Raw genomic sequence first — 22,929 nt, forward strand, 5'->3', positions numbered from 1 at the left:
CAAACAACACACCACACCAACAACAACACACAATTAGAGTCATCATCAGCCGGTCATCACATGATAAATCACCGCAACCAACCCCACCCGGATCACAACCAGAAATGAAGTCCTCGCCGCGGCGACTCATACAACTATACACACCCACACCCACCACCGCAACCCAGTGGGTGATGAGATAGAACACTCACAAAAACACTAGTCAGATATCTATAAATTCTACAGTGCTGGTTGGGGGTGCGAAAGACCCCGAAGCTATGAAGCTCTTCACTGTTCTTAAAAAGCGCGTATTCCCGTCATGCCACCTCAAAAACTCGAATCGCTAAAATATTCTTTTCTCTTTAGGCCGCCGCACTGAAGATATAAATGAAGGGTTCCCATACATCGAACTGTGTGGAAACCCTTCAAGATCCTGTGGTAAACGGGAATAGTAAACCCTATACTACGGTAATCGCGCCCTGGTTTTTCTTGCCCCGACGCACGATTGCATACTTACCGTGCAAAAGCTGCTCAGATGAGATCAGGGCATCTTCACCTTGAACCTTCACACCATTGACAGATGCGCCGCCTTCTTTCAGGATACGTCGCGCCTCAGACTTGGAAGAGGCAAAACCAAGCTCCGTAAGCGCAGTAATCAGATCCAGCCGATCCGAAGAGAGCTCAACCGAAGGCAGCTCATCCATTACAGCCTGAAGAGTGCTCTCGTCCAAGGACGCAAAGTCTCCCTTGCCAAAAAGAGCTTCCGAAGCCGCTATGGCCTGTTCCGTAGGCTCAACACCGTGAACAAGGGTCGTAACCTCATAAGCAAGCCGTTTCTGTGCTTCACGCTTGTACGCTTCGGCTTCGACCTTATGCTCGTATTCGCCAATCTCCGCACGAGTCAAGAAAGTGAAGACCTTCAAACGATCTATTACATCCGCATCAGCGGTATTAAGCCAGAACTGGTAAAAAGCATATGGAGAACACATCTCGGGGTTCAGCCAAATTGCGTTGCCTTCACTCTTACCAAACTTCGTGCCATCAGAGTTTGTAATCAGAGGGGTTCCAATAGCATGAACGGTTTTTCCCTCGACCTTGCGAATCAGCTCGGTGCCGCTGGTGAGATTACCCCACTGGTCAGAACCACCGGTTTGCAAAGTGCATCCGTACTGACGGTTAAGCTCAAGATAATCTAAGCCCTGCAAGATTTGGTACGAGAACTCAGTGTAAGAAATACCTTCTTCAGAGTTTAGGCGTTTAGCAACAATTTCTTTCTTGACCATCGTACCCACACGAAAATGCTTACCAATATCGCGCAAGAAATCGATAGCCGAAAGCTGCCCGCCCCAATCCAAATTATTCACCATACGAGCCGCATTCTCGCCCTCAAACGAAAGAAAACGCTCAATCTGAGACCGTAGAGATTGAACCCAATCAGCAACGACTTCTCGGGAGTTAAGTACGCGCTCCGATGTCTGCCGGGGGTCTCCGATCAGACCAGTAAAACCGCCCACCAGACCTAGGGGATAGTGCCCGGCAAGTTGCAGACGACGCATTACCAAAAGCTGCACAAGGTGCCCCAAATGTAAGGATGCGGCGGTAGGGTCGTACCCGGTATAGAATGTAAGCTTTTCATCGCTCAATGCTTTTTCAAGTACCTCTTCGTCAGTACTCACATGCACGAGTCCGCGCCATTTGAGCTCCTGCCAGATGTTCTCGAACGTGTCGTCATTGTGCTGCGCATTAAGGATGTCGGCAGACATGGTTCTCTATGTTCTCCGTTCCATGACATACGGTGTAAAAATATTTGATGCGCAGAATACAGCCTGCACATAGTAAGTACACCCAGGATTGATAGTTATAGCCTAGCACTACGTCGCTACCTGCGATACATGCCAACACTACTTACGGGTCTACTTTACGACTGGGCAGATCCGGCTGCTTCAGCACCTAGACCTGCGGGCATTGAGGTTCCTACCAGATGAAGCCGCTGTGTGGGGCGAGTCATTGATACATATAGATCACCTACAGCACCTTGTGCATCGTCAAGAAGCTGCTGCGGTTCCACGATGATGACAACATCAAACTCAAGCCCTTTAGCTTCCCAAGGAGTCAAAACAAGAACCTGATTTTCGACGGCGTCCTCAGCGGTTCCTGTACGATCCGCATGTGTTTCCATAACTGCACGCGCCACCTGTGTGTACTGGGCGGGGGAACAGACTACTCCGATAAGAGCCCCATCTCCTAGGGCAACCTCATCACTCACGCGCTGGACAGTCTCAGCAACCACGTGTTCCTGGGGCACCCGATGGATAAAAGGTGCCCATTGTCCTTCACGCACAGCACGAGGTGCTGACACTTCATACCCGGCTTCGCGTGCAACGGCGACCGCCGCATCCGCAATTTGTGCCGGGGTACGGTAGTTAATCGTCAATTCATCAAGAGTAAACCGTTCCCCCACAAAAGGTTCAAGAGCCTGAGACCACGATGAAGCGGCAGAGGCTGAAGACGCCTGCGCAATATCTCCCACTACCGTAAACGATTTCATGGGGCATCGTCGCATCAGCAAACGCCATTGCATAGGCGAAAGCTCTTGCGCTTCATCCACAACAATATGCCCATAGGCCCAGGTGCGATCCGCCTGTGCCGCAGCTGCAGCAGTCATACGATTGATACCTACCTCGTTGAGAGCGGCGATCTGCTCGGCCGTAACAACGCCGTCTGCACCAATATCGGCGAGTGTCTGATGCACATTCTCAAGTGCTTTTGACGCATTCTCAAGGTTAGCTCGATGCTCAGCCTCTGCGCGCGCTGCTGCTGCCGCACCCGTGACCCGGGAGAAATCACCGAGAAGCTCCGCAGCTTCATCCAGTAAAGGAACATCAGCCTCAGTCAAAGGAGCATCGGCAAGGCGTTTGAGAAGTTCCCTTTCTGCCTCAGTAAAATTCTGAGTTGCGGACTCTAGATATTGCTGTTTCGAGAACAGGGAACGCACCAGCGTTTCAGGTGAAAGCGGCATCCAGGCAAGGTTAAGAGCACGTCGTACATCCAAAGAAGCACGCACATCATCTTGTAAATAAGGGCGGTCCACAATGCGACCGGCGGCTTTATTAAGCTGATCGTCCAGCACGCTCGTCAGTTCCTTAAGCAAAATTTTGACGAACGTCTCGCGAGCTTCATTATGTGGTTTTCCAGTAGCACGAGCCCGAGAACGTGCTGAACGTACCATCTGTGGAGTAAGAACAACATCAGTGCCCTCAACGTTGAGGCGCTGTTCCTGCTCAGGAACTTTTTGGCGATCTTCAACTGCTTTCTTGATTACCTCTACCATGCGCAAATCACCCTTAAGCGCAGCGATACGACGATCGTGCTCGGGTACAGCGCGAAGCCCAGGGTACAGTGTTGCCAAGGAAGCCATGACCACTCCGGTTTCGCCCAGAGAAGGCAGAACACGCTCAATGTACCACATGAATGAATGCGACGGTCCCACCACTAATACACCCGCTTTAGCGAGGCGTTCTCGATTTGTATACAGCAAATATGCCGCACGGTGCAGAGCAACTGCAGTTTTACCGGTACCCGGTCCGCCCTGAACAACCCGAACGCCGCGCAGTTCGGAACGAATAATCGCATCCTGCTCGGCTTGGATGGTCGCGACGATATCATTCATCCGCCCGGTACGTTTCTTATTTAAAGCCGCGAGAAGCGCACCTTCACCATGCAAAGTGTCGCTATCCTGAAGCAATTCGGAGTCGAACACCTCATCTTCGATGTTGGTGACGGTACGTCCCTCTAGCATCAGATGCCGCCGACGCCGAACCCCTAACGGATTAAACGCCGTAGCTTGATAGAACGTGCCGGCCTCGGGGGCACGCCAATCCATCAAAAGCCGCTTCTGGTCGCTATCCATAATTCCTAAACGGCCGATATACCGAACCTCATCGGCTCCGTCTTTTGTAAGGTCAAGACGGCCAAAAACAAGCCGCGCATCCACTGCGTTAAGCTGGGCCAGGCGATCTTCGTAATGGGTGGCAAAAGAGTCCCGTTCGGAACGGTTTTGATGCCCACCAACCGCCTGATTCTTGCGAACATCCGCGAGTTTTTGTGAGGTTTCTTCCCGTAAATCATCTAGTCGTGCATAGATTTTTGCAACATGTTCGCGTTCTTGGGCAAGCTGCTGCGCAAAGACACGTGTAGCAACATTCTCGGAAACATTCTTAGATGTTTCTGCGGGCATAAAAACTCCTTTAACGGCATAACGCCGATTAACTCACGATTTACGGCGATGCCGAAAACAGAGTATCTATTTTACAGGGTTATATGCACGCTCAAAAGCTATGTCTATGTGCTTTGAGGCAGGACGTTACTCAGAAACTACACTTAAAGTTTCTACTCGGTATTGCGCCAGAGCTTCACGCCCGCCCAAGCCTTTGAGCTCCAAGAGAGTGCCAATTCCTGCTACTTTCAGCTCCGCACGTTCAATAAGCTTCGCGGCAGCCATCAGCGTGCCACCGGTTGCCAAGATATCGTCGAGTAGAAGCACGCGGGTTCCCGGTGCGAAATCATGACTGTGAATCTCGATAGCTGCAGTACCATACTCAAGCTCATATTCTTCGCGGTATGTTTCACGGGGCAGCTTACCGGCCTTACGTACCGTCATAATGCCTTTGCCGGAGGCATAAGCAAGCGCTGAAGCCATAAGAAAACCACGGGCTTCTACACCAGCGACAACGTCATAAGTACCTTCAAAAAGCCGTGCTATCTCGTCAATAGATGCTTTAAAAACCTCAGCGTTTGCAAAGAGAGTGGTGACGTCGTAGAACAGGATTCCCTGATGTGGGTAATCCTGAATGGTTGCGCATGCCGCCGGAATAAGCTCTTGCATGGATGCGAGCGCAGAAACGTTCATTACTCTCTCTTTCGGAGGTCAGCGGGTTTTGGGATCAGTCGATGTATGTTCGCCGCAGAATTAATGCGGCACGGTGGCTTTGACAGCCTCAAGAATTCTACCTTTTTTCGATAAACATGGCACGTAGTTCATGTTTAAGGATTTTTCCAGTGGGCCCCAACGGCATGGAATCTACAATTCGATAATGGCGCGGATACTTATAGGCAGCGAGTTTCTCACGCGCGAGAGTATCTAATTCTTGAATCAGCGATTCATCATCCTTGTGCCCGCGAGAGACGACAACAGCTGTAATCTCCTCGCCAACAAGCGCATCATCAAGACCAATAACGGCAACGGCTCGAACCTGCGGATGCGCTTGAAGAACATCCTCTATTTCACGAGGATAAACGGAATACCCATTACGCAGCACCATGTCTTTAATGCGGTCCACAATATAAATATTGCCGTTGTTATCCAGACGAGCTATATCTCCGGTGGCAAACCATGTACCGTCGAAAACCTCGTCCGTAGCCTGAGGGTTATTCCAGTATCCCGCCATGATATTTTCGCCCGAAACCCAAAGCTGCCCATGAGTTCCTGCAGGTAAAGATCGACCTTCATCGTCACGTATCTGCACCTGCACTCCCGGAAGCACACGTCCGACGGAGCCAGTTACGTGCCCAAACTGGGCCTGATTAAAACTGACAACTGGTGAGGTTTCGCTCAGCCCATACCCTTCATATATAGGACAGGAAATTAACGCATCAAATGCACTGTGCGCAGATGCGGGCAGGGGCGAGCCTCCAGAAATACCATATCGGATGCGTCCTTTCAGCTGGCGAGCGTTAGACGGGTTTTCTTCGAGTGCGGCTATAAGCGCAGCATACATACTGGGTACTGCTGCAAGAACCGTCACATCAGCTTGGTCGATGAGTTTGATTGCCTTTTCAGGAGTGAACCTTGGCAAAAGAGCGATGGTTGAGCCAGCAGCGCATGCCGCGTTGAGGGTGACTGTTTGCCCAAATGCATGAAAAAGAGGTAAGCCACCAAAAATAATATCTTCAGCGGTAAATCCGAACACTTGAGCACAGCTTTGGGCATTACTCAGAATATTAGCGTGCGTTAGGGTCGCACCCTTGGGCTTTCCTGTGGTTCCCGAGGTATAGAGAATAAGCGCCGGGTCCGCCGGGCTTACGGGGCATAATTTGAGTTCTGGTTCAGACGGATGGTCTGTTCCAAAGGGAGCTAATGAAGATTGAGGGTCTGCACTCGTGCCGCCTAATATCTCAAGATGCACGGTTCCGTCACACACGAGGGGCACTTGGTGTGCTTCCGCTGCTAGGCGGGTTCCTTCCCAGGCAAAGAGCACGGTAGCGCCGCTATCCTGCAGATGATGTTCAAGCTCGGCACCACTCAGCAGAGGGTTTAACGGAACACAGAGAGCACCGCTTGCCAGAATGCCATAGTATAGAGCGGGCATCAGGGGAACATTAGGCAAAGAGAGCGCTACTCGATCGCCTTCCTTCACACCACATTTTCGCAGATGTGTCTGTACCCGAGCCGCCGCCTGCCCCAGTTTTCGATATGTCACCGTAGCGATATTCGAGGAGGCTGAAAATACTAGCGCTGGAGTGTTCTCGTGTATGCGGCTTGCGAGCAGACGTGCAATATTGTGCGATATTGCCGGTTCAGGGGCGGAGGCATTCTCAACAGTAACGGGCATCGTTTCTTTATTCCTGTTGTATGTTCTTGCGTAGCATGAAAAAGCTCTAACTCGGGGTAGTGCTAACAGCACAATATGGCGTTTGTTTAGCCTTCTCCATTCTAAACCCGTCAATCTCAGGCAAAGTTTACAGCATACCTATAAACCGAGCTTTTTACCTGTCACATTTATTCAACAAATTTGTATTCTGATGAATTCATAATAGTATTTACGAATAAATCAAAATAAACGATAATCTCTCATGCAGGAAGCCTCCATGACCGATAACTTTTCAACATCATCTCAGATCTCCCCCGAACTAAAAGACCAAGAGCTCGAATTCCTCAATTCGATCTTCGACCTTGCCCGCAATAATAAGCCTATTGCGCTCCAGTCGCTCCTCGATCAAGGCATACCGGTAAATCTCACAAACTCCCACGGAGACACCCTCCTCATCCTTGCCGCTTACCATGAGCATGAAGAAATCGTGCGCGTTCTTCTCAAAGCGGGCGCAGACCCAGATCGTCTCAATGACCGTGGGCAAACGGCGTTAGTCTGCGCGGTATTCCGCGATAACCTCACTATCTCTCAGTTGCTTCTTGATGCTGGCGCCAATGCGTCTTTAGGTACACAAACCCCTGCAGATGTTGCCCGGTTCTTCGACCTACCACGTATGCAAGAACTTCTTGCTACGGCAGCATCAACCGCTGAATAGCACAGAGGCAGTGGGAACAAACCATCACGTCTCAATTTTGCGCCCACCGCCTCTTGCAAACCATAGCTTTACACGGCATTCAACGTATCTGAATATTCAATAAAGTCTTTTATTAGTTTGTAGACCATGCCAAGAAACTAGCTGCAAGTTCCTGTCCACCAGCAGGATCGCGGGATATTACCATTACGGTATCGTCTCCAGCTATTGTGCCAAGAATTGCCTCTAAGCCGCTCTGATCGATAGAGGACGCTAGGAATTGCGCGGCACCGGGTGGGGTACGCAAAACCGCAATATTGCCCGAGCCTTCCGCCGTGATAAGCAGCTCTTTAAAGAGCGAAATCATGCGTGCATCGGGAGCTGCCCCTCCCCCACGACGCGCAGGATAGTTTGGAACAGCATATATGAGACCAGCGCCCTCATCACGAATACGTTCAGCACCAATTTCTACAAGATCACGTGAGAGCGTAGCCTGAGTAACTTTCATACCGTCATCAGTAAGATATTGCGCCAGCTCAGCCTGAGAACGTACACGGCGGGTCTGCAACAATTCCACGATACGTGCCTGACGCGCGATTTTTGTCGAGGGGAAAGGCATTTTGTCTTCTACTTCCTTCGGTTCCAACCACAGGTTGAGTCTAGTCACGGACCCCACGAGGTACCGCACCGCTCTCAATACTCAAAGATAATACATATACACATAATTATGCGACCTAAATATCGATTATGCGCAACTTTATTTGAAAACTTTTACGTTTCTAGCATACTTTGTGGACTTTATATCCTCTATTCCCGCATACAAAAGCGGAACCTGACCTCGCATATTCTACAAGGTCAGGTTCCGCCTACTACTGTGCTACTTTTGCCGCGACTCTACATCGTCCTGTGAAGATTCTTCCTCAACGATGTAGCCCTCATCGTCCTCTTCATAGTCGTCAGATTCCTCGAATCCGTCGACATCTACATAATCAACACGAGAGCGGCGATTAGACCATATGCCAAAAGCGCATCCACCGATCAACACAACAAGAGCTAGCGCAAAACTACCCCAGCCAACGAGGTACTGCTGACCTACACTGCCCTGCTCAATCGCTTTAACGCTTCCTTTTTCACCGGTACGCACAACCTCAATCTGGTGGTCAGAGGTCTCTGCGACTAAAGCACTTACCTCACGGGGGAAATCCTGCGCATAGGTTCCAGTCTGCGTACCACGAAAATCGATATTTTCACCCGCATGGACCTCATAGGTGTCCTTCAGGTTTGAGCGATATTTCATGCCGTCGATGCGGTTATCCTTCGGCAGATTACCCTTATATTGCGCTACATTCGAGTCTGTTTCTAAATCGGGGGTCAAATCAACGTAACTGCCTTCAATAACCCAGCTTTTGCCCTCGTATTCCGCGTCCTGATTCGCGGAGAAAAGCGCACGAACACCCACAACGCACAGAACGATTGCAACCACGATAGCCAGAAGTACGCTAAATACCGATACCCAGTTGATGTGGGGTCGTTCTTCGTAGTATTCATCGTCGGCATCGCTCATGCCGAAAAAATCATCCCTGGATTCTTCAGTACCCTCGTAATCGACGTCTTCGTATTCGTCATCACGCTGTGTCATGCGCTCTCCTTATCGTGTTTCCTGTACTAGGGTACCGGTGCCTTAGCTTTACGGAAAGTTAAGACGTGATAGAACCTTCACAGAGTGACGATTTTCTAACGCTCACCTACAGCTTGGCAAGTACATGACTCGTATGAATACATAGCTAACGCCCCTTCTGATCCGTGTAACGGGCGAAGGGGCGCTAGTGATGAACTATGCCATAGTGTGTCTACACACGCGCCACAGCCCCAAAGCGTTCCGCAGCAACAGCAACCGCTGCCTCACGCGAAGCGCTTGCTTCTTCAGCAGTGAGCGTGCGATCAGGTGCCCGGAAGCGCATAGCAAACGCCAATGATTTCTTACCACTCTCGACACCCTGACCACGATAATCATCGAAGACTCGCAAATCTTCGAGCAATTCCCCAGCGCCATCACGAAGAGCCTGAGCTACCTCAGAAGCAGGAATATTCTCATCGACCACAAGAGCAACATCCTGAGTAGCTGCCGGATAACCGTAAATAGGCGATGCCTGAGGCACACCCGAGCGGGAAGCAAACAGTGCAGTAAAGTTCACCTCAAAAGCACAGGTACGTTCAGGGAGATTCTCGGTCTGCAGGAGCTTCGGATGCAGCTCGCCAGCATAACCGATAGTTTGTCCGTCCTGTGTGCGGAGCTGCGCGGTTCGTCCAGGATGGAATGCCTGATGGGTTCCTTGGGCAATCACAATCTCAACACCTAAAACATCCGCTATGAGGCGCGCCGCATCCAGCGCATCGCGCCAGTCATAGGCACGAGCCTGAGTGCCAGGCATTGGCTCGTGCTCAACACCAGCAAACAGGCCACTAAAATACACAGGCTGCTCGGGGATACCCGCATTCAAATCCGCAAGAACCTCATCACTGGGCCGTTCACCCAAAGGAGGGATACTAGCGGAGCCCTGTCGTTCACCAGGAATAAAAACGCGGCCAGCTTCAAAAATCTTCAAGTTTTTGAAACCGCGCGAGAGATTCCGCTGCAAAACCTCTGTTAAACCGGGCAGGAGCGAGCGACGCAGCCATCCCTCAGCAGAAGAAATTGGGTTCGCTAACCGTACCGAGTTCACTTTTTCGCCGGCGGTTGGCGAAGACCAAAGATTATTCGCTTCCTCCGAGACGAAGGGATAAGCGAAAACCTCGGTCAACCCAGCTGCCGCGAGTGCATTAGCAGCTCGCCGACGGGCGGCTTGTTCTGGGGTATATCCGTGACCTGCGGGAGCGACGGGTAGAGTGTACGGAATATTCTCGTATCCATCCAAACGAGCAATTTCTTCCGCTAGATCTTCCGGAGCCAGCAAATCATTACGCCACGAAGGAGCTTTTACGGTGTATCCCGTCGCGGTCGCCTCAACCTCACATCCTATTTCTGTGAGAGTATTGACGATCTGTTCGGGTGAGTACTCCACCCCGATGCGGTTCTTCACGTAATCCCGGGGAAGGTCGATGACCACTGGATCGCGAGAAATCACGACATCGGTCACCCCCGCATCTGCAACTCCTGCTGCGAGCTCGACAAGTAGCTCAACTGCACGCTGGGCAGCCGCTGGCTGAAGTTTCGTATCTACCCCGCGTTCAAAACGCTTAGACGCTTCAGAGATAAGCTTATGACGGCGCGCGGTACGCGCAATGGAAACTTCATCAAAGCGTGCCGCCTCAATCAGAATATTCTTTGTCTCGGTCGTGACCTCGGTAGAAGCACCACCCATGACACCAGCAAGGCCGATAACGCCAGAATCATCGGTAATCACAATGTCCTCTGGATGCAAGTCGCGTTCAACGCCGTCCAAAGTCGTCAGCTTCTCCCCTGCGACTGCTCGGCGCACCACGATTTCTCCCTGTACCTTATCGGCATCATAGAAGTGCAGCGGCTGACCAGTCTCAAGCATCACGTAATTGGAAATATCAACCGGCAGCGAGATAGAACGCACACCCGCTAAGCGCAAGCGTGAAGCCATCCACGTGGGTACTGGCACGGTTGCATCCACACCATTAACCTGGCGCATGGTGAAGCGTATAGTTGCCGGGTTATCGTGAATTGGCGTGGAATCCTCTAGACGTACCGAGATGCCTTCAGAGTTAGCCTTGGGGGCGCGAGCGCCGTATTCCAGAACGAAGTCGTTAAAAGAAGTTCCGGTCGCATGCGCATATTCACGGGCAATACCGCGAATCGAAAACGCATATCCGCGATCGGGAGTCACATTAACCTCTGCTGCTTCGTCATGCAGACCCAAAAGTTCCAACGCATCGGAACCGAGGTCCGGGTCAAGACCCAGCGTAGAGAGCACCAAAATACCACCGTGATCTTCACCAATCCCCAGCTCTCGGGTAGAAGCAATCATACCGGCAGACTTATGTCCATAGGTTTTACGGGCGGTAATGGCGAAGTTTCCGGGCAGTACGGCGCCGGGAAGAGTTACTACGACTTTGTCGCCGACCTTGAAGTTATGGGCACCGCAGATAATACCCTGCACGCCGGATTCTTCAATGCCTTTGCCGGTGAGAGTCTGTGTTTGTCCTTCGGGAACTACGCGCACCTGGCACCAATTCACGGTCTTGCCGTTGGAGTGAGTTTCGGGCTCCAGTGAAAGCACCTGACCGACCACGATGGGGCCGGAAATCTCATCGGTAGGACGATGCACATCCTCTTCCTCTAGACCTACCTTCACGAGAGTTGCAAGAACGTCCTCAGCCGAAGCATCCTCGGGGACAGGCGCAAATTCGCGCAGCCATGATAGGGGTATACGCATAGTGTCTAAATCTCCATCCCGAACTGTTCAGAGAAACGGATATCGCCCTCAATCATGTCGTGCATATCAAGGACATTATTACGGAACATGAGGGTACGCTCAATACCCATGCCGAACGCAAAACCCGAATATACATTGGGGTCAATGCCTGCGGCACGTAAAACATTGGGATGCACCATGCCGCAACCGCCCCACTCAATCCACTGGGGCCCGCCTTTCGCATGGGGGTGCCATAGGTCGAGCTCTGCAGAAGGTTCCGTGAAGGGAAAGAAGTTCGGACGCAAACGAATCTTCGCGTCCTCACCAAACATTGCACGCGCCATATATTCGAGAGTGCCCTTCAGATCAGCCATGGTCAGTCCCTTATCGACTGCCAAGCCTTCAATCTGATGGAATACTGGGGTATGCGTAGCGTCAAGCTCATCTGTGCGATAAACCTGACCAGGGCACACAATGTACAGTGGCAGCTCACGGGTAAGCATGGAACGCATCTGTACCGGAGAGGTATGGGTACGTAAAAGAAGATGCGTTTCTTTAGGCTCTACATAGAAAGTATCCTGCATCTCGCGTGCCGGATGATCTGGCTTAATATTCAGGGCATCAAAGTTATACCACTCGGACTCTAGTTCCGGTCCATCGGCGACTTCCCAGCCCATACCCACGAAAATATCGGTAAGTTTTTCCTGCATCAACGCAACAGGGTGACGCCCACCCAATGAATGGCGTGCCGTGGCAGCGGTTACATCTACCGCTTCTTCCGCAAGGATGTGCGCCTCGCGCTCTGCCTCAAGTTCTGCGGTACGGGCCTCAATAGCCTCGGTGAGTGCCGCACGCGCCTGTCCCAAAAGTTTACCGACCGGCCCCTTATGTTGGTTTTCAAGGTCACGCATCTGCCGATTGGCAAGGCTTAAGCTGCCTTTATCGCCAAAGAATCCAAGACGTACTTCCTTGAGCGAGTCAAAGTCTTGCGCGTGCTCACGCAGAGCTTTCTGCGCGCGTTCACGTTCTGCCTCGAAGGCTTCTCGAACGGTTTCTAAACCGTTCTCAGGGTTCTCTTTTAAAACCTGTGCAATACGGGCAAGAATGTGCGCTGATTCGGGCGCGTTCTCATGTTCCTGCACGGAATCGGTCATAACTACTCTTCTCTGCATTTGTGCATTGTTCTCACCAGGCGGGCGCGCCACAGGGCACGCAGACACGCGCTATCTTTCTAGTTTAGTGCAGTTGGAGTCTTCTTTCACGATAGCTTGTGTCTATAGGCCCTAGGCATGAAAAACTACAGAACATTCTCCCGATCAGAGTAGCCGAAAGCCTTCCACAAAATCTCAGCGCAACCAGCGTTAAATTTAAATAGATCCTGGCCGCATCACCTCTGTGAATGCAGCCAGGCATTATGTCGTCATTTATGTATTTAGACGAGGAGCTCTTTAACAGCGGGGTCAAAAGCGGAACGAATCCATAGGACGTTCGTGATAAACCAGCCAGCATAGATGGGAACAAGACCGTAATGCTGGGAGTTAAGAATATTGCCGATCATCGACATAATAGCGATAAAAGCGCCCAAAATCGCAAATATCAGTCCAAAAGTAAGACCGATGCGTTTACCTTTCTGAATGGTGAAATAAACCCATAGATAAACGACCGCTGCCACGGCAAGAAGCACGAGACCACCCCAAACCCCAAATTCCGGAAGGCCTTCAAGCGGTTTGAAGTTGTTTGGCGCAAAAGCTGAGATAACACCATGAAGAAAGCACAAAAGCGCCGATACAATCATAATTTCTTGAAGACGGAAAATTTTAGGGTGTTTCGATGGTGAATTAAATAGGCTGTCGTGCGATTCGCCGCCTTCTTGGATGTAAATCGCTTGAGTATCCGACGGGGCTGAATCACGTCTAAAAGTGTTCGGATCGTACTGAGGTGCTGGAGTAGTCATCATTGTCTCCCACGATGTATATGTGATTTCTAGCTCAATAGTACCCTGAGGGCTTACGGAAACAAATTAAATTTCCACAATATGACGCATAGCGGCTGGCCAACGTCCGCTATATGAACGTAGACCAGCCGCTAAAGGTTGAATACGAAGCTTAGTTAAAAAGTTTTGATGCTATAAAATCGTTCTCGTCTTTAACTCCTGCCGGAATAGCGAAGACCGCGCTCCCGGTATGCCGCAGATACTCACTCATAGCGTCCGATGCCGTCATGGTACTGAGCAAAGGAATAAAATGCGTGCGAGGGTCACAGATAAAAGCGATAAAGAAGAGACCGGCATCCAGGTGCCCCAGCCCGTCAGAACCATCCGTGTAGTTATACCCACGACGAAGCATCTGCACCCCGTTGTTTTGGTCTGGATGCATCAGACGCATATGCGAATCATCGGGAATAATGGGACCGTATTTGCCCTTCATATTAAAATCCGGAGCGGTAAATTCTTCACCGCCTGACAGCGGCGCGCCTGTTACTTTGGTGCGCCCCACGATTTCTTCTTGTTCCCGTAGCCGGGAGCGGTCCCATGTCTCGATAATCATGCGGATGCGGCGTGCCGCAAGGTAGGTGCCGCCGTCCATCCATTCGGGGTGCCCCTCCGAATTAGATTTTGAAGCCCAGACATGCTTTTCCAACAACTCTGGATTCTGAACCTTAATATTGTTGGTACCGTCTTTGAACCCGAAGAGGTTGCGCGGGGTATCCTGCGTACTTGACGTGGATGCGGTACGCCCAAATCCGAGCTGGCTCCACGCTACAACGGCACGACCCGCCGCAATACGCACTAGGTTTCGGATAGCGTGAAAAGCCACCTGGGGATCATCAGCACAGGCTTGAATACACAGATCGCCGCCGCTTCGCTCGGGTTCTATGACATCCCCCGCCATCTTGGGAATGTCTACCAAGGCGGGCGGAAGTTTATCTTTAAACCCGTACGTATCTTTGCCTTCTGAATCCACGAAAAACGATCGCCCCAAGCCAAAGGTGATAGTTAGATGCCCAGCAGAAAGGTCCATAGCTTCGCCAGTATCTTTTGGAGGTGCTTCATAGGAGGAGTCCTCCCCCACGATTTCTCCCGCCATGAGTTTACGCGATGCTTCTGACCATTCTTTAAAAAGCTTCTTGATCTCATCCTTCGATGTGGTTTTAAGAGTGAGAGCCGCGAAATACATGCGGTCTTGGGCATCTGTCGAGATACCACTCTGATGCTCACCAAAGAAAGAATATGAGTCTTTAACAGCAGACTTACCCGAGGCCTCAGCATTTTTTTGGTCTTCTGCGGAACATCCAGCAAGAGCGCCTACAGTTGCCACAGAGGCAGCCGCTATACCTGCGCCCGTCATCAGAGTCCGTCGACTGGTACCACGAGATACGTCTGACTGGTCAGCAGTGTGGGATTGCTGAACCTGTGTCGTGGGTGTTTTTTCTTCACGCATGAGATATTCTCCCTAAATATTTTGGAGATTATATGACAACTGTGTGTCAGTTGAGTATTTGAGAACCGACCGCCCGCAAGTGTCTCTGTATCCGCGATTATCTCGCGAATGTAGAAACGCTCACGGACGGCTCAGCGTCTAGGCAGCATCTCTCAACGCCATCAATCCCCTGTGTGATCAGGATCTGTACGTTGAAATGCTGATACGTTACTTAGCTGTTGCCGATGAGGTACCTGCCGCTGGCTCGGAAGCATCCTGCGAAGCTCCAGCGGAGGACTCAGATGACGCAGCCGGCTTCGAAGAAGAAGTATCATCGCTCTTGCCCTCAGCGGACTCACCGCCTGCCACGGTCTCAGTCATCTGCGAGACAGGCTCTGCGAGCGCAGTCACGGCATCGGAGAGCTCACGGACTTCTTCTTTGCTCAGCTCGTTATAGGGCTTGAAACCGTCGCCCTGCTTGTACTTATCCAGGATCTTCTGCACGGCGTCGAATTTCTCTTGCAGAGTCTTGGCAAGCTCAGGGTTCTTCTTCTGCAGAATCGGCAGAAGGTTTTCGTAGTCCACCTTCGCACCATCTACGTTACCCTGGAAATCGGAGAGGTCAGTGTGTGACCAGTTCTCTTCCTCACCGGTCAGTTTGGTGTTGACAACCTCGTCCAAGAGCTCTTTCGCACCATTGGAGATCTGGAAAGCATCAAGCTTAAACTTATCCGAATGCACGTAATCGTACAGCTCTTGGGTGTCCTTCACGAGCGTTTCGCTGACTTGTTTACGTTCTTCAGTGGTAAGCGGCTTGTATTCCTTTCCGCCGTTGGCGTCTGCCTTAGGCTGCCACAAGTCTTTCTCGATCTTGTGCCAACCGGTCCACTCCTGAATCTTACCTTCTTCAAGGTCGGTTTCACGCGCATCCAGCTTGAGGTCTAGGGTCTCACCGTAGCTTTCCGCAATGGGCTCGATGCGCTCGTAATGTATACGGGCCGCCGCGTACTTAGCCTTTGCCTCCTCGTTCTTGCCTTCTTGGTAGAGCTTGGCGAACTCGTCAGTATCGGTTTTAAGCGCCTCGACCTGGTCTTTCACGTATGAAGAGTATTGCGTAACTGCGGTATCGCGCATAGCCTGCTCATCAGCAGAGATGGGCTGAGCGCTCTCGTTCTTGACAACTTTAAGATCACCCTTGATGCCGTCGCCAACCATACCGGGCTTGCAGGCTGTCTTATACGAGCCTTCAGGAAGTTCAACAGTGAGATCACGAGAAAGGTTGGGACCAATGTTTTCGACCTCAGAAATAATGCGCAGTCCGTCGGAGCCTAGGACGTAGAACTCGGTCACTTTCGAGCCTTCGTTCTTTACCTTGAAGGTAACCTTACCAGCTTTAACTTCGGTGGCAGAAAGCTTGCACTCGGTATCGGTTGAAGTAACCGAGATGGAACCGTCAGCGGTTCCGCCAGAACCACCTGAGGCGTTATTCGCGCTATTGGGCGTGCACCCGGTCAGCGCAATAGCGCCGACTGACAGCAGGGCACCTGCGGAGTATAGGGACTTTCGCATTGTGTTTTCCTTTGTTCGGGGACAGAGAAATATGAAAAATCAGTTATCCGGCATCGGAAGTAGGGGTCTTAACACCTGCAGAGTTGGAGGAAGAAACAGTTTCACCAGTGATTTTATTAGCCACCTTCGATACGTGCACCATGCCAGATGCTTGAGACGCATCAGCAGCTTTACGCGAAGGGGCATGACCTCGCTTTTGTTTCCAGAAGAAGAGGGGCATAACGATACCCACGTACAGCACCCACGCTATAGCCTCGACCCACGTGGTAGTGGTTGAAAGGTTAAAGACTGCTTTCAGGATCGTGGCAAGGAAACCGCCCGGTTCGATAAAGTCTTGAGAAGCGAATGCTATATTGTTCAGTCCCGGCAGTATTCGTGCTTCCTGTAGATCGTGAATACCATAGGAGAGCACACCAGCAGCAATAATAATAAGGAAAGCACCGGTCCAGGTGAAGAACTTCGCAAGGTTGATCTTCATAACGCCGCGCATCATAGCCCACGCAATGAGTACTGCCGTCAAAATACCGACAATGGCACCAATGACAGGAAGCACCGTGCCTATCTCAGTGCCTTGAGTAGCGGCGCGAGTGGCAGACCAGATAAAGAGCGTGGTTTCAAGACCTTCACGCCCTACTGAGAGAGTCGCGAGAACTATCACGGCCCATGAGCTAGTTTGAACCGCATCAAGTTTTCCGTGAAGTTCTGCAGAGAGGGCGCGAGCATTCTCCGCCATCCAGAACACCATCCAGGTGACAAATCCAACCGCAATAATCGAGAGGGAACCGCCGATGGCTTCTTGGGCTTCAAAGGTCAGCGTTTCAGGCCCAAAAGTCAGAATTGCTCCGAAGATGAGCGAAACAGCGATGGCGGCTGCAACGCCAATCCAAATAGGTGGGAGAAGGTGATTACGCTTGGTCTTGTGCACATAGGCAATAAGGATACCCACGACAAGCGCGGCTTCTAGCCCTTCCCGTAAACCGATGAGGAAGTTACCAATGAATATTCCCCATGATTGTGCATCAAGACCCATAATTCGTCACCACGTTAGATTAGACAAAATTTCTTTTCTTTAATTTAACTCTAAAGGTTCCCTGGGTTACACACCCCATCAGGATCGTGTGAGACTTAGCACACCATAAGTGTAGTGTTGGGATAGGCATAGTTTACCTACAGAATGTCTGCATAATAACAAGGGACCCAACGCTTGTTCAGAAAGAAATATCCGTTAACCTTTCATTTTTTTACAGAAATAACTGATACTTATGCCTTTACGCTCTGGAAATACCTCACAAGACGCACCGTTATATTTCAGCTCTGATGGAGTATGCTCAGCAGCTCCCGCACTATAGGCAAGTCGGCAGGAATCCAGGGTAAATCAAGAATATCTTGACCGCTCTGCTTCTTCACCGAAACCCATCGAAGTTCACGATGATCTTGGAGTGGTAAAGGCTCACCCCTGCTAATCTCGGCAAGGAACACCCGCATAGCAGCCTTCTCGTTTAAGACCCAGCCTTGCGGATGATCTCCCTGTACCTCAGAACCAAGATGTACGCTCACACCAAGTTCTTCCATCAGTTCACGTTCCAGCGCCTGCTCGCAAGATTCCCCCGGCTCAACCTTGCCACCCGGAAACTCCCATAAACCCGCAAGGGATTCGGGTGCAGACCGCTGCGCAACAAGCATCCAAGAGGGTGATTCAAGGCTGTCTACAATAGCAGCACCTACCACATGAACGGAATATTCCGACATCTGTTCCTTTCGAAAATAAGCATTCCAGCAGACCAAGAAGATCTATAAGTCCGGGCTTTCTACCGGCTAATGGGATACGCTCGTGGAGTCCTGCGCTTTGGGACGGTAAACATCCGGCTCCAGATATATAACGCGTGCCGCCGGTACCGCCTCACGAATACGTTCTTCAGTTTTGTCGATCTCATTCGCAACGGTAATTCCCGTATCAGCATCATGAATGCGGATCTTAGCCGCAACTAAAATCTCTTCAGGCCCCAGATGCACAGTCTTAATATGAATAACACGACCCTGATCCCCGTTTTCGATTGCAGCACGAATTTTCGCGAGATCCTCCGGGGAAGCAGCCTCCCCCAGAATCAAAGACTTCATCTCAGAAGCAAGGAATATAGCAATAAAAACCAGAAGTATACCGATAGCCAAAGTTCCGGCGGCATCCCACAGACCGTTGTCGGTCAGCAAAGTCATCGACACACCGAAAAGAGCCAAAACCAAGCCAAAAAGTGCGCCCGCATCCTCCAGCAGAAGTACCGGAAGCTCCGGATTCTTTGAGGTACGTAAGAAACGAAGCCAGCTCTGCTGTCCTTTCATCTCGCGCGATTCTTTAATAGCAACGCGGAATGAGTTACCTTCCAGGAGAATAGAACCTACAAGCACCGCAACCGGTACCCACTGCCATTCCGTAATTCCGTGCGGGTCATGCCATTTTTCGTACCCTTCATAGAGCGCGAAGAGGCCGCCAAGCGCGAAGATAATAATAGATACGATGAAGGCATAGATATAGCGGTTACGCCCGTAACCAAAAGGGTGCTCTTCGTCTGCTTCTTTTTGCGCTACTTTGCCGCCTACCAGCAGAAGTAACTGGTTACCCGAGTCTGCCACCGAGTGAATAGCCTCGGCCAACATTGAAGATGAACGGGTCAGAAGGTAGGCAATAAACTTAAGAACCGCAATGCCTAGGTTTGCGCCTAAAGCCGCAAAAATTGCGCCTGATCCGGTGTGACCAGAATGAGCGGACATTCTTTCTCCAATACATGTCTGTGTTTCAAAAGTTCTTATTTTAGTGAGCCAATAGATCTGGAAGCTATCGAGTCTGGTGTTGTGCCATTGCCGAAGCATAGAGGCATATCGCTGCAGCAGTACCCACATTCAGCGATTCAGCAGCGCCGTACACTGGAACTGCAATGCGCATCGTAGCCGCAGATTTCTCCTCAGCACTAAGCCCTTGAGCTTCATTTCCAAAAAGCCACATAGTAGGACGAGAAAGGTCAAACGCACCTTTTACCCCCGCCGGGGTCTCATCGCTAAAACCTGCGCGAAGAACTGCCGCGTGGTCAATAAGATCTTGAAGATTTACAGTACCGTACCCATCGGCGGCAAGCACAACGGTTCCCTGAGATTTTACATCCTCGGCAAATTCTTCCAGCTCAACACCTTGAATAATGGGAACGTGAAAGAGAGAACCTGCCGTTGAACGTACTGTCTTGGGGTTATAAAGATCAACCGACCCCTTCGTGGTGATAACGAGATCGGCCCCTGCCGCATCCGCCACACGCAGAATAGTACCCGCATTCCCAGGGTCCTGAATCCTGGATAGTACAGCGATAAGTTTAGGGTTGAGAGCGTTTTCACCCCATAAGACAGAGAACGAAGTATCCACCATGAACGAAATGGCAATAATACCTTGCGGGGTTACGGAATCCGCCATAGCCGCCAAGACTTCATCGGTCACGACACGCATAAAGACACGGCGGCCTTCCTCAGGTGTAGGGGTACCGTGCGCTTGTTCCAGAAGTTCAGCAATATCGGGGTGACGCTCATAGGCGCTTTCCGTAACGTATACGGCGTCTAACACCGGTGATTGCAGATGCGCTTTCAGTGCCTCACGCACGGCTTGGGGTCCTTCGACCATGAACTGTTTTTTCTTGGCACGCCCACGACGAGTGCTCAGTTTGGCGATGTCACGTACACGATCAGCATGCGGATTCGACATCACGGTTGGGGAACTTATGCGTTCTAGAAGATTCACCCTTTAAGGGTACAGGCAAACAGGTAACCGATGCGCTCCCCCGCACACGCTGAAGTGGGGCTGCATTTACGGGATTTTCTATATCAGTAAGAAAACGGTCGCCGTCATGAGACACGGCGACCGTTTACGCTTTAATACCCGCACTGCTGCAGGTACTACCTGGCTCTCAGTTATGCTTTAGGAGCCGAGGTATCCTCAGGTAGGTTTTTCTTAGCGATCTCAACCAGAGCATTGAAAGCTGCTGGCTCGTTCACAGCGAGCTCAGCCAGCATACGGCGATCAACCTCAACACCGGCAGCCTTAAGGCCCTGAATGAAACGGTTGTAGGTCAACCCCTGTGCACGGGATGCAGCGTTAATACGCTGAATCCAGAGGCGACGGAAATCGCCCTTCTTCTTACGACGGTGGTCGTAACTGTATACGAGCGAGTGGGTGACCTGTTCCTTAGCCTTACGGTACAGGCGCGAACGCTGACCGCGGTAACCGGATGCACGATCGAGAATAGTACGGCGCTTCTTGTGCGCGTTAACCGCGCGCTTCACACGTGCCACGTGTGTCTCCTTCGTCTTATGTCCTGAACGGCCATCATGTTATACCGTGCAGGAGCGAGTCTTGGTCTGTGATGCGGATTTTCCCGCTTCTCTAGGCGAATTGTAAGCGTAGCTTACTTACCCAGCATCTTCTTAACAACCTTTGCCTGGCCACCAGTAACAATCTGGTCGGATGCCAGACGACGGGTCAGACGAGATGACTTGTGCTCCAGGTAGTGGCGGCGGTTCGCCTGCTGGCGCTTAACCTTGCCGCTACCGGTGAGCTTGAAGCGCTTCTTAGCACCAGAGTGGGTCTTCTGCTTCGGCATAGCTGCCGTTCTCCTTACATTCATCCCCGCGCGAGCGGAGTAGCTTGAGGGGGAAGAGTGCCCTCCCCCAAGGACGAATTACGATCGGGGATTAACCCGCCGTGCCAAACTCAAAGTTCAAGGACGCCACCTCCACGAGGGGCGCCCCCAAGCTGTGTTTCGGCTCTATTACTCGGCTGAAGCCTGAGCTTTCAACTCGGCAGGCATAGCATCTGCCAATGAGTTACTAACGGGCTTCGCCGTAGTCGTGTCGAGACGCTCGCGACCCTTGCGGTTGCCTGAGTTCTGTCCACGGCGCACTTCTGCTTTACCGCGAAGCGGTGCCAGAACCATCACCATGTTGCGTCCATCCTGACGAGGACGAGACTCAATGGTGCTCACCTCAGCCAGTTCTTCTGCCAAACGCTCAAGCAGACGCACACCCATCTCGGGGCGCTGCTGTTCACGACCTCGGAACTGAATCATGGCCTTGACTTTATCCCCACCGGTCAAGAAACGACGAGCGTGCCCAACCTTGGTTTCATAGTCATGGGTATCAATCTTCAGACGGAAACGGATTTCCTTCAGAACGGCGTTAACCTGTTTCTTGCGGGATTCACGAGCCTTGACCGCAGCTTCGTACTTGTACTTACCGTAGTCCATGAGCTTACAAACGGGCGGTTTCGCGTTCGGGGCAACCTCGACAAGGTCGAGTTCGGCATCCTCAGCAAGACGCAAGGCATCTTTAAGAGGAACAACGCCTACCTGCTCGCCACCGGGGCCAACAAGTCGGACCTCCGGAACGCGGATACGATCGTTTATGCGTGGTTCGCTAATGAGTAGCTCCTGTGCTCTGTGGGTTTCCCCGTGAATATTATCCGTGGCGAGCACTAAAAAAGCCCTCGCCGTTTACAAGCGAAGGCACACATCGAATACCGAAAATTCGGTTATCTAACCCGTCTGCCTCACACCATATGCGGGCGGATGCGGGTGGGAGTAGACTCCACTTGCAAACAGTACATTAGTCTACCGGGTTTACAGCTAATTCACAAGAAAATGCCAAGAACGATAACCTTCTTCGTCATATTCCCGTTTTATCCCTGTGAAGCCGGTCAGTCAGCCCAGTAAACCTGCCGTGAGGGGCAGCTACGATTATGCGCATTACGCTACCCCGCACAAGGCAAAATCTTATCTGAAAACCTGTGTAGCGAACATATGAAGATTTACATTCACGGATCGTTCAAGGTACTTCAGCACGCAGAATTAGTACACAGGACCGGTAAATTTCTCGCCAGGCCCTTGCCCCGGCTCATCTGGGATTGACGATGCTTCCCGAAACGCCAGCTGTAACGTCCGCAGCCCATCACGCAGCGGGGCGGCATGCTGCGAACCAATTTCCGGCGCCGCCGCCGTCACAAACCCCGCCAATGCAGTAATAAGTTTGCGTGCTTCATCCAAGTCCTGTAACTCCGCAGCATTATCTTCGGCAGCCAGACCGCATTTGACGGCTGCAGCGCTCATGAGATGGACAGCCGCAGCACCGATAATCTCAACGGCTGGCACATCGGCAATATCCCGCATCTGTTCACTAACGGCATGCATTTGTTCATCAGTTAGCTCTGTACCGCCGTGTACAGGTACAGATTCATTTGATGATGCGCCAAATTGAAAACTATTCGTCATATT

The 22,929-nt window shown here is 51.3% G+C and carries 20 protein-coding genes; 1 reads left to right on the forward strand and 19 read right to left on the reverse strand.

The window, feature by feature from the left end; all coding sequences use genetic code 11:
- Positions 1-437 precede the first annotated feature (437 nt).
- The 4 genes from tyrS to HMPREF2554_RS01015 form a co-directional block, all read right to left on the reverse strand.
- On the reverse strand, positions 438-1,742 hold the full coding sequence (gene tyrS, locus HMPREF2554_RS01000) for a tyrosine--tRNA ligase (protein WP_070553621.1): 1,305 nt from the start codon (positions 1,740-1,742) through the stop codon (positions 438-440).
- Between the two features lie 155 nt (positions 1,743-1,897).
- A complete protein-coding gene (locus HMPREF2554_RS01005) occupies positions 1,898-4,216 on the reverse strand; it encodes a HelD family protein (RefSeq protein WP_070553624.1) in 2,319 nt (772 codons plus the stop codon).
- Positions 4,217-4,342: 126 nt separating this feature from the next.
- Positions 4,343-4,888: an adenine phosphoribosyltransferase gene (locus tag HMPREF2554_RS01010; protein ID WP_070553626.1), complete on the reverse strand. Its 546-nt coding sequence runs from the start codon at positions 4,886-4,888 to the stop codon at positions 4,343-4,345.
- 97 nt (positions 4,889-4,985) lie between these two features.
- A complete protein-coding gene (locus tag HMPREF2554_RS01015; protein WP_004006301.1) occupies positions 4,986-6,590 on the reverse strand; it encodes an AMP-binding protein in 1,605 nt (534 codons plus the stop codon).
- 256 nt (positions 6,591-6,846) lie between these two features.
- On the opposite strand from HMPREF2554_RS01015, the gene HMPREF2554_RS01020 reads away from it, so the two are divergent.
- Positions 6,847-7,284 carry an ankyrin repeat domain-containing protein gene (locus HMPREF2554_RS01020; RefSeq protein WP_070553628.1) on the forward strand — a complete coding sequence of 146 codons (438 nt, stop codon included), beginning with the start codon at positions 6,847-6,849 and terminating at the stop codon, positions 7,282-7,284.
- Between the two features lie 112 nt (positions 7,285-7,396).
- Here the strand turns inward: HMPREF2554_RS01020 and HMPREF2554_RS01025 are convergent, their stop codons facing one another.
- The 15 genes from HMPREF2554_RS01025 to HMPREF2554_RS01095 form a co-directional block, all read right to left on the reverse strand.
- Positions 7,397-7,879 (reverse strand): arginine repressor, encoded by a 483-nt coding sequence (locus tag HMPREF2554_RS01025; RefSeq protein ID WP_037231933.1) that lies wholly within the window; start codon positions 7,877-7,879, stop codon positions 7,397-7,399.
- 258 nt (positions 7,880-8,137) lie between these two features.
- Positions 8,138-8,899 (reverse strand): hypothetical protein, encoded by a 762-nt coding sequence (locus HMPREF2554_RS01030; protein ID WP_004006298.1) that lies wholly within the window; start codon positions 8,897-8,899, stop codon positions 8,138-8,140.
- A 211-nt stretch (positions 8,900-9,110) separates the two neighbouring features.
- Positions 9,111-11,663: a phenylalanine--tRNA ligase subunit beta gene (pheT, locus tag HMPREF2554_RS01035; RefSeq protein ID WP_070553630.1), complete on the reverse strand. Its 2,553-nt coding sequence runs from the start codon at positions 11,661-11,663 to the stop codon at positions 9,111-9,113.
- A 5-nt stretch (positions 11,664-11,668) separates the two neighbouring features.
- Positions 11,669-12,796: a phenylalanine--tRNA ligase subunit alpha gene (gene pheS, locus HMPREF2554_RS01040; protein WP_070553632.1), complete on the reverse strand. Its 1,128-nt coding sequence runs from the start codon at positions 12,794-12,796 to the stop codon at positions 11,669-11,671.
- A gap of 278 nt (positions 12,797-13,074) precedes the next feature.
- Positions 13,075-13,596 (reverse strand): ABC transporter ATPase, encoded by a 522-nt coding sequence (locus tag HMPREF2554_RS01045; protein WP_239652978.1) that lies wholly within the window; start codon positions 13,594-13,596, stop codon positions 13,075-13,077.
- Between the two features lie 151 nt (positions 13,597-13,747).
- The gene (efeB, locus tag HMPREF2554_RS01050; RefSeq protein WP_070553634.1) at positions 13,748-15,082 is read right to left on the reverse strand and encodes an iron uptake transporter deferrochelatase/peroxidase subunit; all 1,335 of its coding nucleotides are present in this window, start codon (positions 15,080-15,082) and stop codon (positions 13,748-13,750) included.
- A gap of 207 nt (positions 15,083-15,289) precedes the next feature.
- Positions 15,290-16,630: an iron uptake system protein EfeO gene (efeO, locus tag HMPREF2554_RS01055; protein ID WP_048778744.1), complete on the reverse strand. Its 1,341-nt coding sequence runs from the start codon at positions 16,628-16,630 to the stop codon at positions 15,290-15,292.
- A gap of 43 nt (positions 16,631-16,673) precedes the next feature.
- Positions 16,674-17,660 (reverse strand): iron uptake transporter permease EfeU, encoded by a 987-nt coding sequence (gene efeU / locus HMPREF2554_RS01060; RefSeq protein WP_070553636.1) that lies wholly within the window; start codon positions 17,658-17,660, stop codon positions 16,674-16,676.
- Positions 17,661-17,938: 278 nt separating this feature from the next.
- Complete coding sequence (locus HMPREF2554_RS01065; RefSeq protein WP_070553638.1) at positions 17,939-18,379, reverse strand: (deoxy)nucleoside triphosphate pyrophosphohydrolase; 441 nt, start codon at positions 18,377-18,379, stop codon at positions 17,939-17,941.
- A 66-nt stretch (positions 18,380-18,445) separates the two neighbouring features.
- Complete coding sequence (locus HMPREF2554_RS01070) at positions 18,446-19,396, reverse strand: cation diffusion facilitator family transporter (protein ID WP_004006290.1); 951 nt, start codon at positions 19,394-19,396, stop codon at positions 18,446-18,448.
- Positions 19,397-19,460: 64 nt separating this feature from the next.
- Positions 19,461-20,405, reverse strand: coding sequence for a TrmH family RNA methyltransferase (locus HMPREF2554_RS01075; protein WP_246825960.1), 945 nt, complete (start codon positions 20,403-20,405; stop codon positions 19,461-19,463).
- A gap of 170 nt (positions 20,406-20,575) precedes the next feature.
- Positions 20,576-20,956: a 50S ribosomal protein L20 gene (rplT, locus tag HMPREF2554_RS01080; protein ID WP_004006288.1), complete on the reverse strand. Its 381-nt coding sequence runs from the start codon at positions 20,954-20,956 to the stop codon at positions 20,576-20,578.
- A gap of 113 nt (positions 20,957-21,069) precedes the next feature.
- Positions 21,070-21,264, reverse strand: a complete 195-nt coding sequence (rpmI, locus tag HMPREF2554_RS01085; RefSeq protein WP_004006287.1) for a 50S ribosomal protein L35 — start codon at positions 21,262-21,264, stop codon at positions 21,070-21,072.
- Between the two features lie 168 nt (positions 21,265-21,432).
- Complete coding sequence (infC, locus tag HMPREF2554_RS01090) at positions 21,433-22,134, reverse strand: translation initiation factor IF-3 (protein ID WP_013398777.1); 702 nt, start codon at positions 22,132-22,134, stop codon at positions 21,433-21,435.
- 372 nt (positions 22,135-22,506) lie between these two features.
- The gene (locus HMPREF2554_RS01095) at positions 22,507-22,926 is read right to left on the reverse strand and encodes a DUF1844 domain-containing protein (RefSeq protein ID WP_013398776.1); all 420 of its coding nucleotides are present in this window, start codon (positions 22,924-22,926) and stop codon (positions 22,507-22,509) included.
- Between the last annotated feature and the right edge of the window lie 3 nt (positions 22,927-22,929).

The sequence above is a fragment of the Rothia sp. HMSC071F11 genome (assembly GCF_001809115.1).
GTDB classification, from domain to species: Bacteria; Actinomycetota; Actinomycetes; order Actinomycetales; family Micrococcaceae; genus Rothia; species Rothia dentocariosa.

Coding starts and splice junctions, on each gene's coding strand:
- tyrS (WP_070553621.1), bottom strand. CDS start 1,742: ATGTCTGCCGACATCCTTAATGCGCAGCACAATGACGACACGTTCGAG.
- HMPREF2554_RS01005 (WP_070553624.1), bottom strand. CDS start 4,216: ATGCCCGCAGAAACATCTAAGAATGTTTCCGAGAATGTTGCTACACGT.
- HMPREF2554_RS01010 (WP_070553626.1), bottom strand. CDS start 4,888: ATGAACGTTTCTGCGCTCGCATCCATGCAAGAGCTTATTCCGGCGGCA.
- HMPREF2554_RS01015 (WP_004006301.1), bottom strand. CDS start 6,590: ATGCCCGTTACTGTTGAGAATGCCTCCGCCCCTGAACCGGCAATATCG.
- HMPREF2554_RS01020 (WP_070553628.1), top strand. CDS start 6,847: ATGACCGATAACTTTTCAACATCATCTCAGATCTCCCCCGAACTAAAA.
- HMPREF2554_RS01025 (WP_037231933.1), bottom strand. CDS start 7,879: ATGCCTTTCCCCTCGACAAAAATCGCGCGTCAGGCACGTATCGTGGAA.
- HMPREF2554_RS01030 (WP_004006298.1), bottom strand. CDS start 8,899: ATGACACAGCGTGATGACGAATACGAAGACGTCGATTACGAGGGTACT.
- pheT (WP_070553630.1), bottom strand. CDS start 11,663: ATGCGTATACCCCTATCATGGCTGCGCGAATTTGCGCCTGTCCCCGAG.
- pheS (WP_070553632.1), bottom strand. CDS start 12,796: ATGACCGATTCCGTGCAGGAACATGAGAACGCGCCCGAATCAGCGCAC.
- HMPREF2554_RS01045 (WP_239652978.1), bottom strand. CDS start 13,596: ATGACTACTCCAGCACCTCAGTACGATCCGAACACTTTTAGACGTGAT.
- efeB (WP_070553634.1), bottom strand. CDS start 15,082: ATGCGTGAAGAAAAAACACCCACGACACAGGTTCAGCAATCCCACACT.
- efeO (WP_048778744.1), bottom strand. CDS start 16,630: ATGCGAAAGTCCCTATACTCCGCAGGTGCCCTGCTGTCAGTCGGCGCT.
- efeU (WP_070553636.1), bottom strand. CDS start 17,660: ATGGGTCTTGATGCACAATCATGGGGAATATTCATTGGTAACTTCCTC.
- HMPREF2554_RS01065 (WP_070553638.1), bottom strand. CDS start 18,379: ATGTCGGAATATTCCGTTCATGTGGTAGGTGCTGCTATTGTAGACAGC.
- HMPREF2554_RS01070 (WP_004006290.1), bottom strand. CDS start 19,396: ATGTCCGCTCATTCTGGTCACACCGGATCAGGCGCAATTTTTGCGGCT.
- rpmI (WP_004006287.1), bottom strand. CDS start 21,264: ATGCCGAAGCAGAAGACCCACTCTGGTGCTAAGAAGCGCTTCAAGCTC.
- HMPREF2554_RS01095 (WP_013398776.1), bottom strand. CDS start 22,926: ATGACGAATAGTTTTCAATTTGGCGCATCATCAAATGAATCTGTACCT.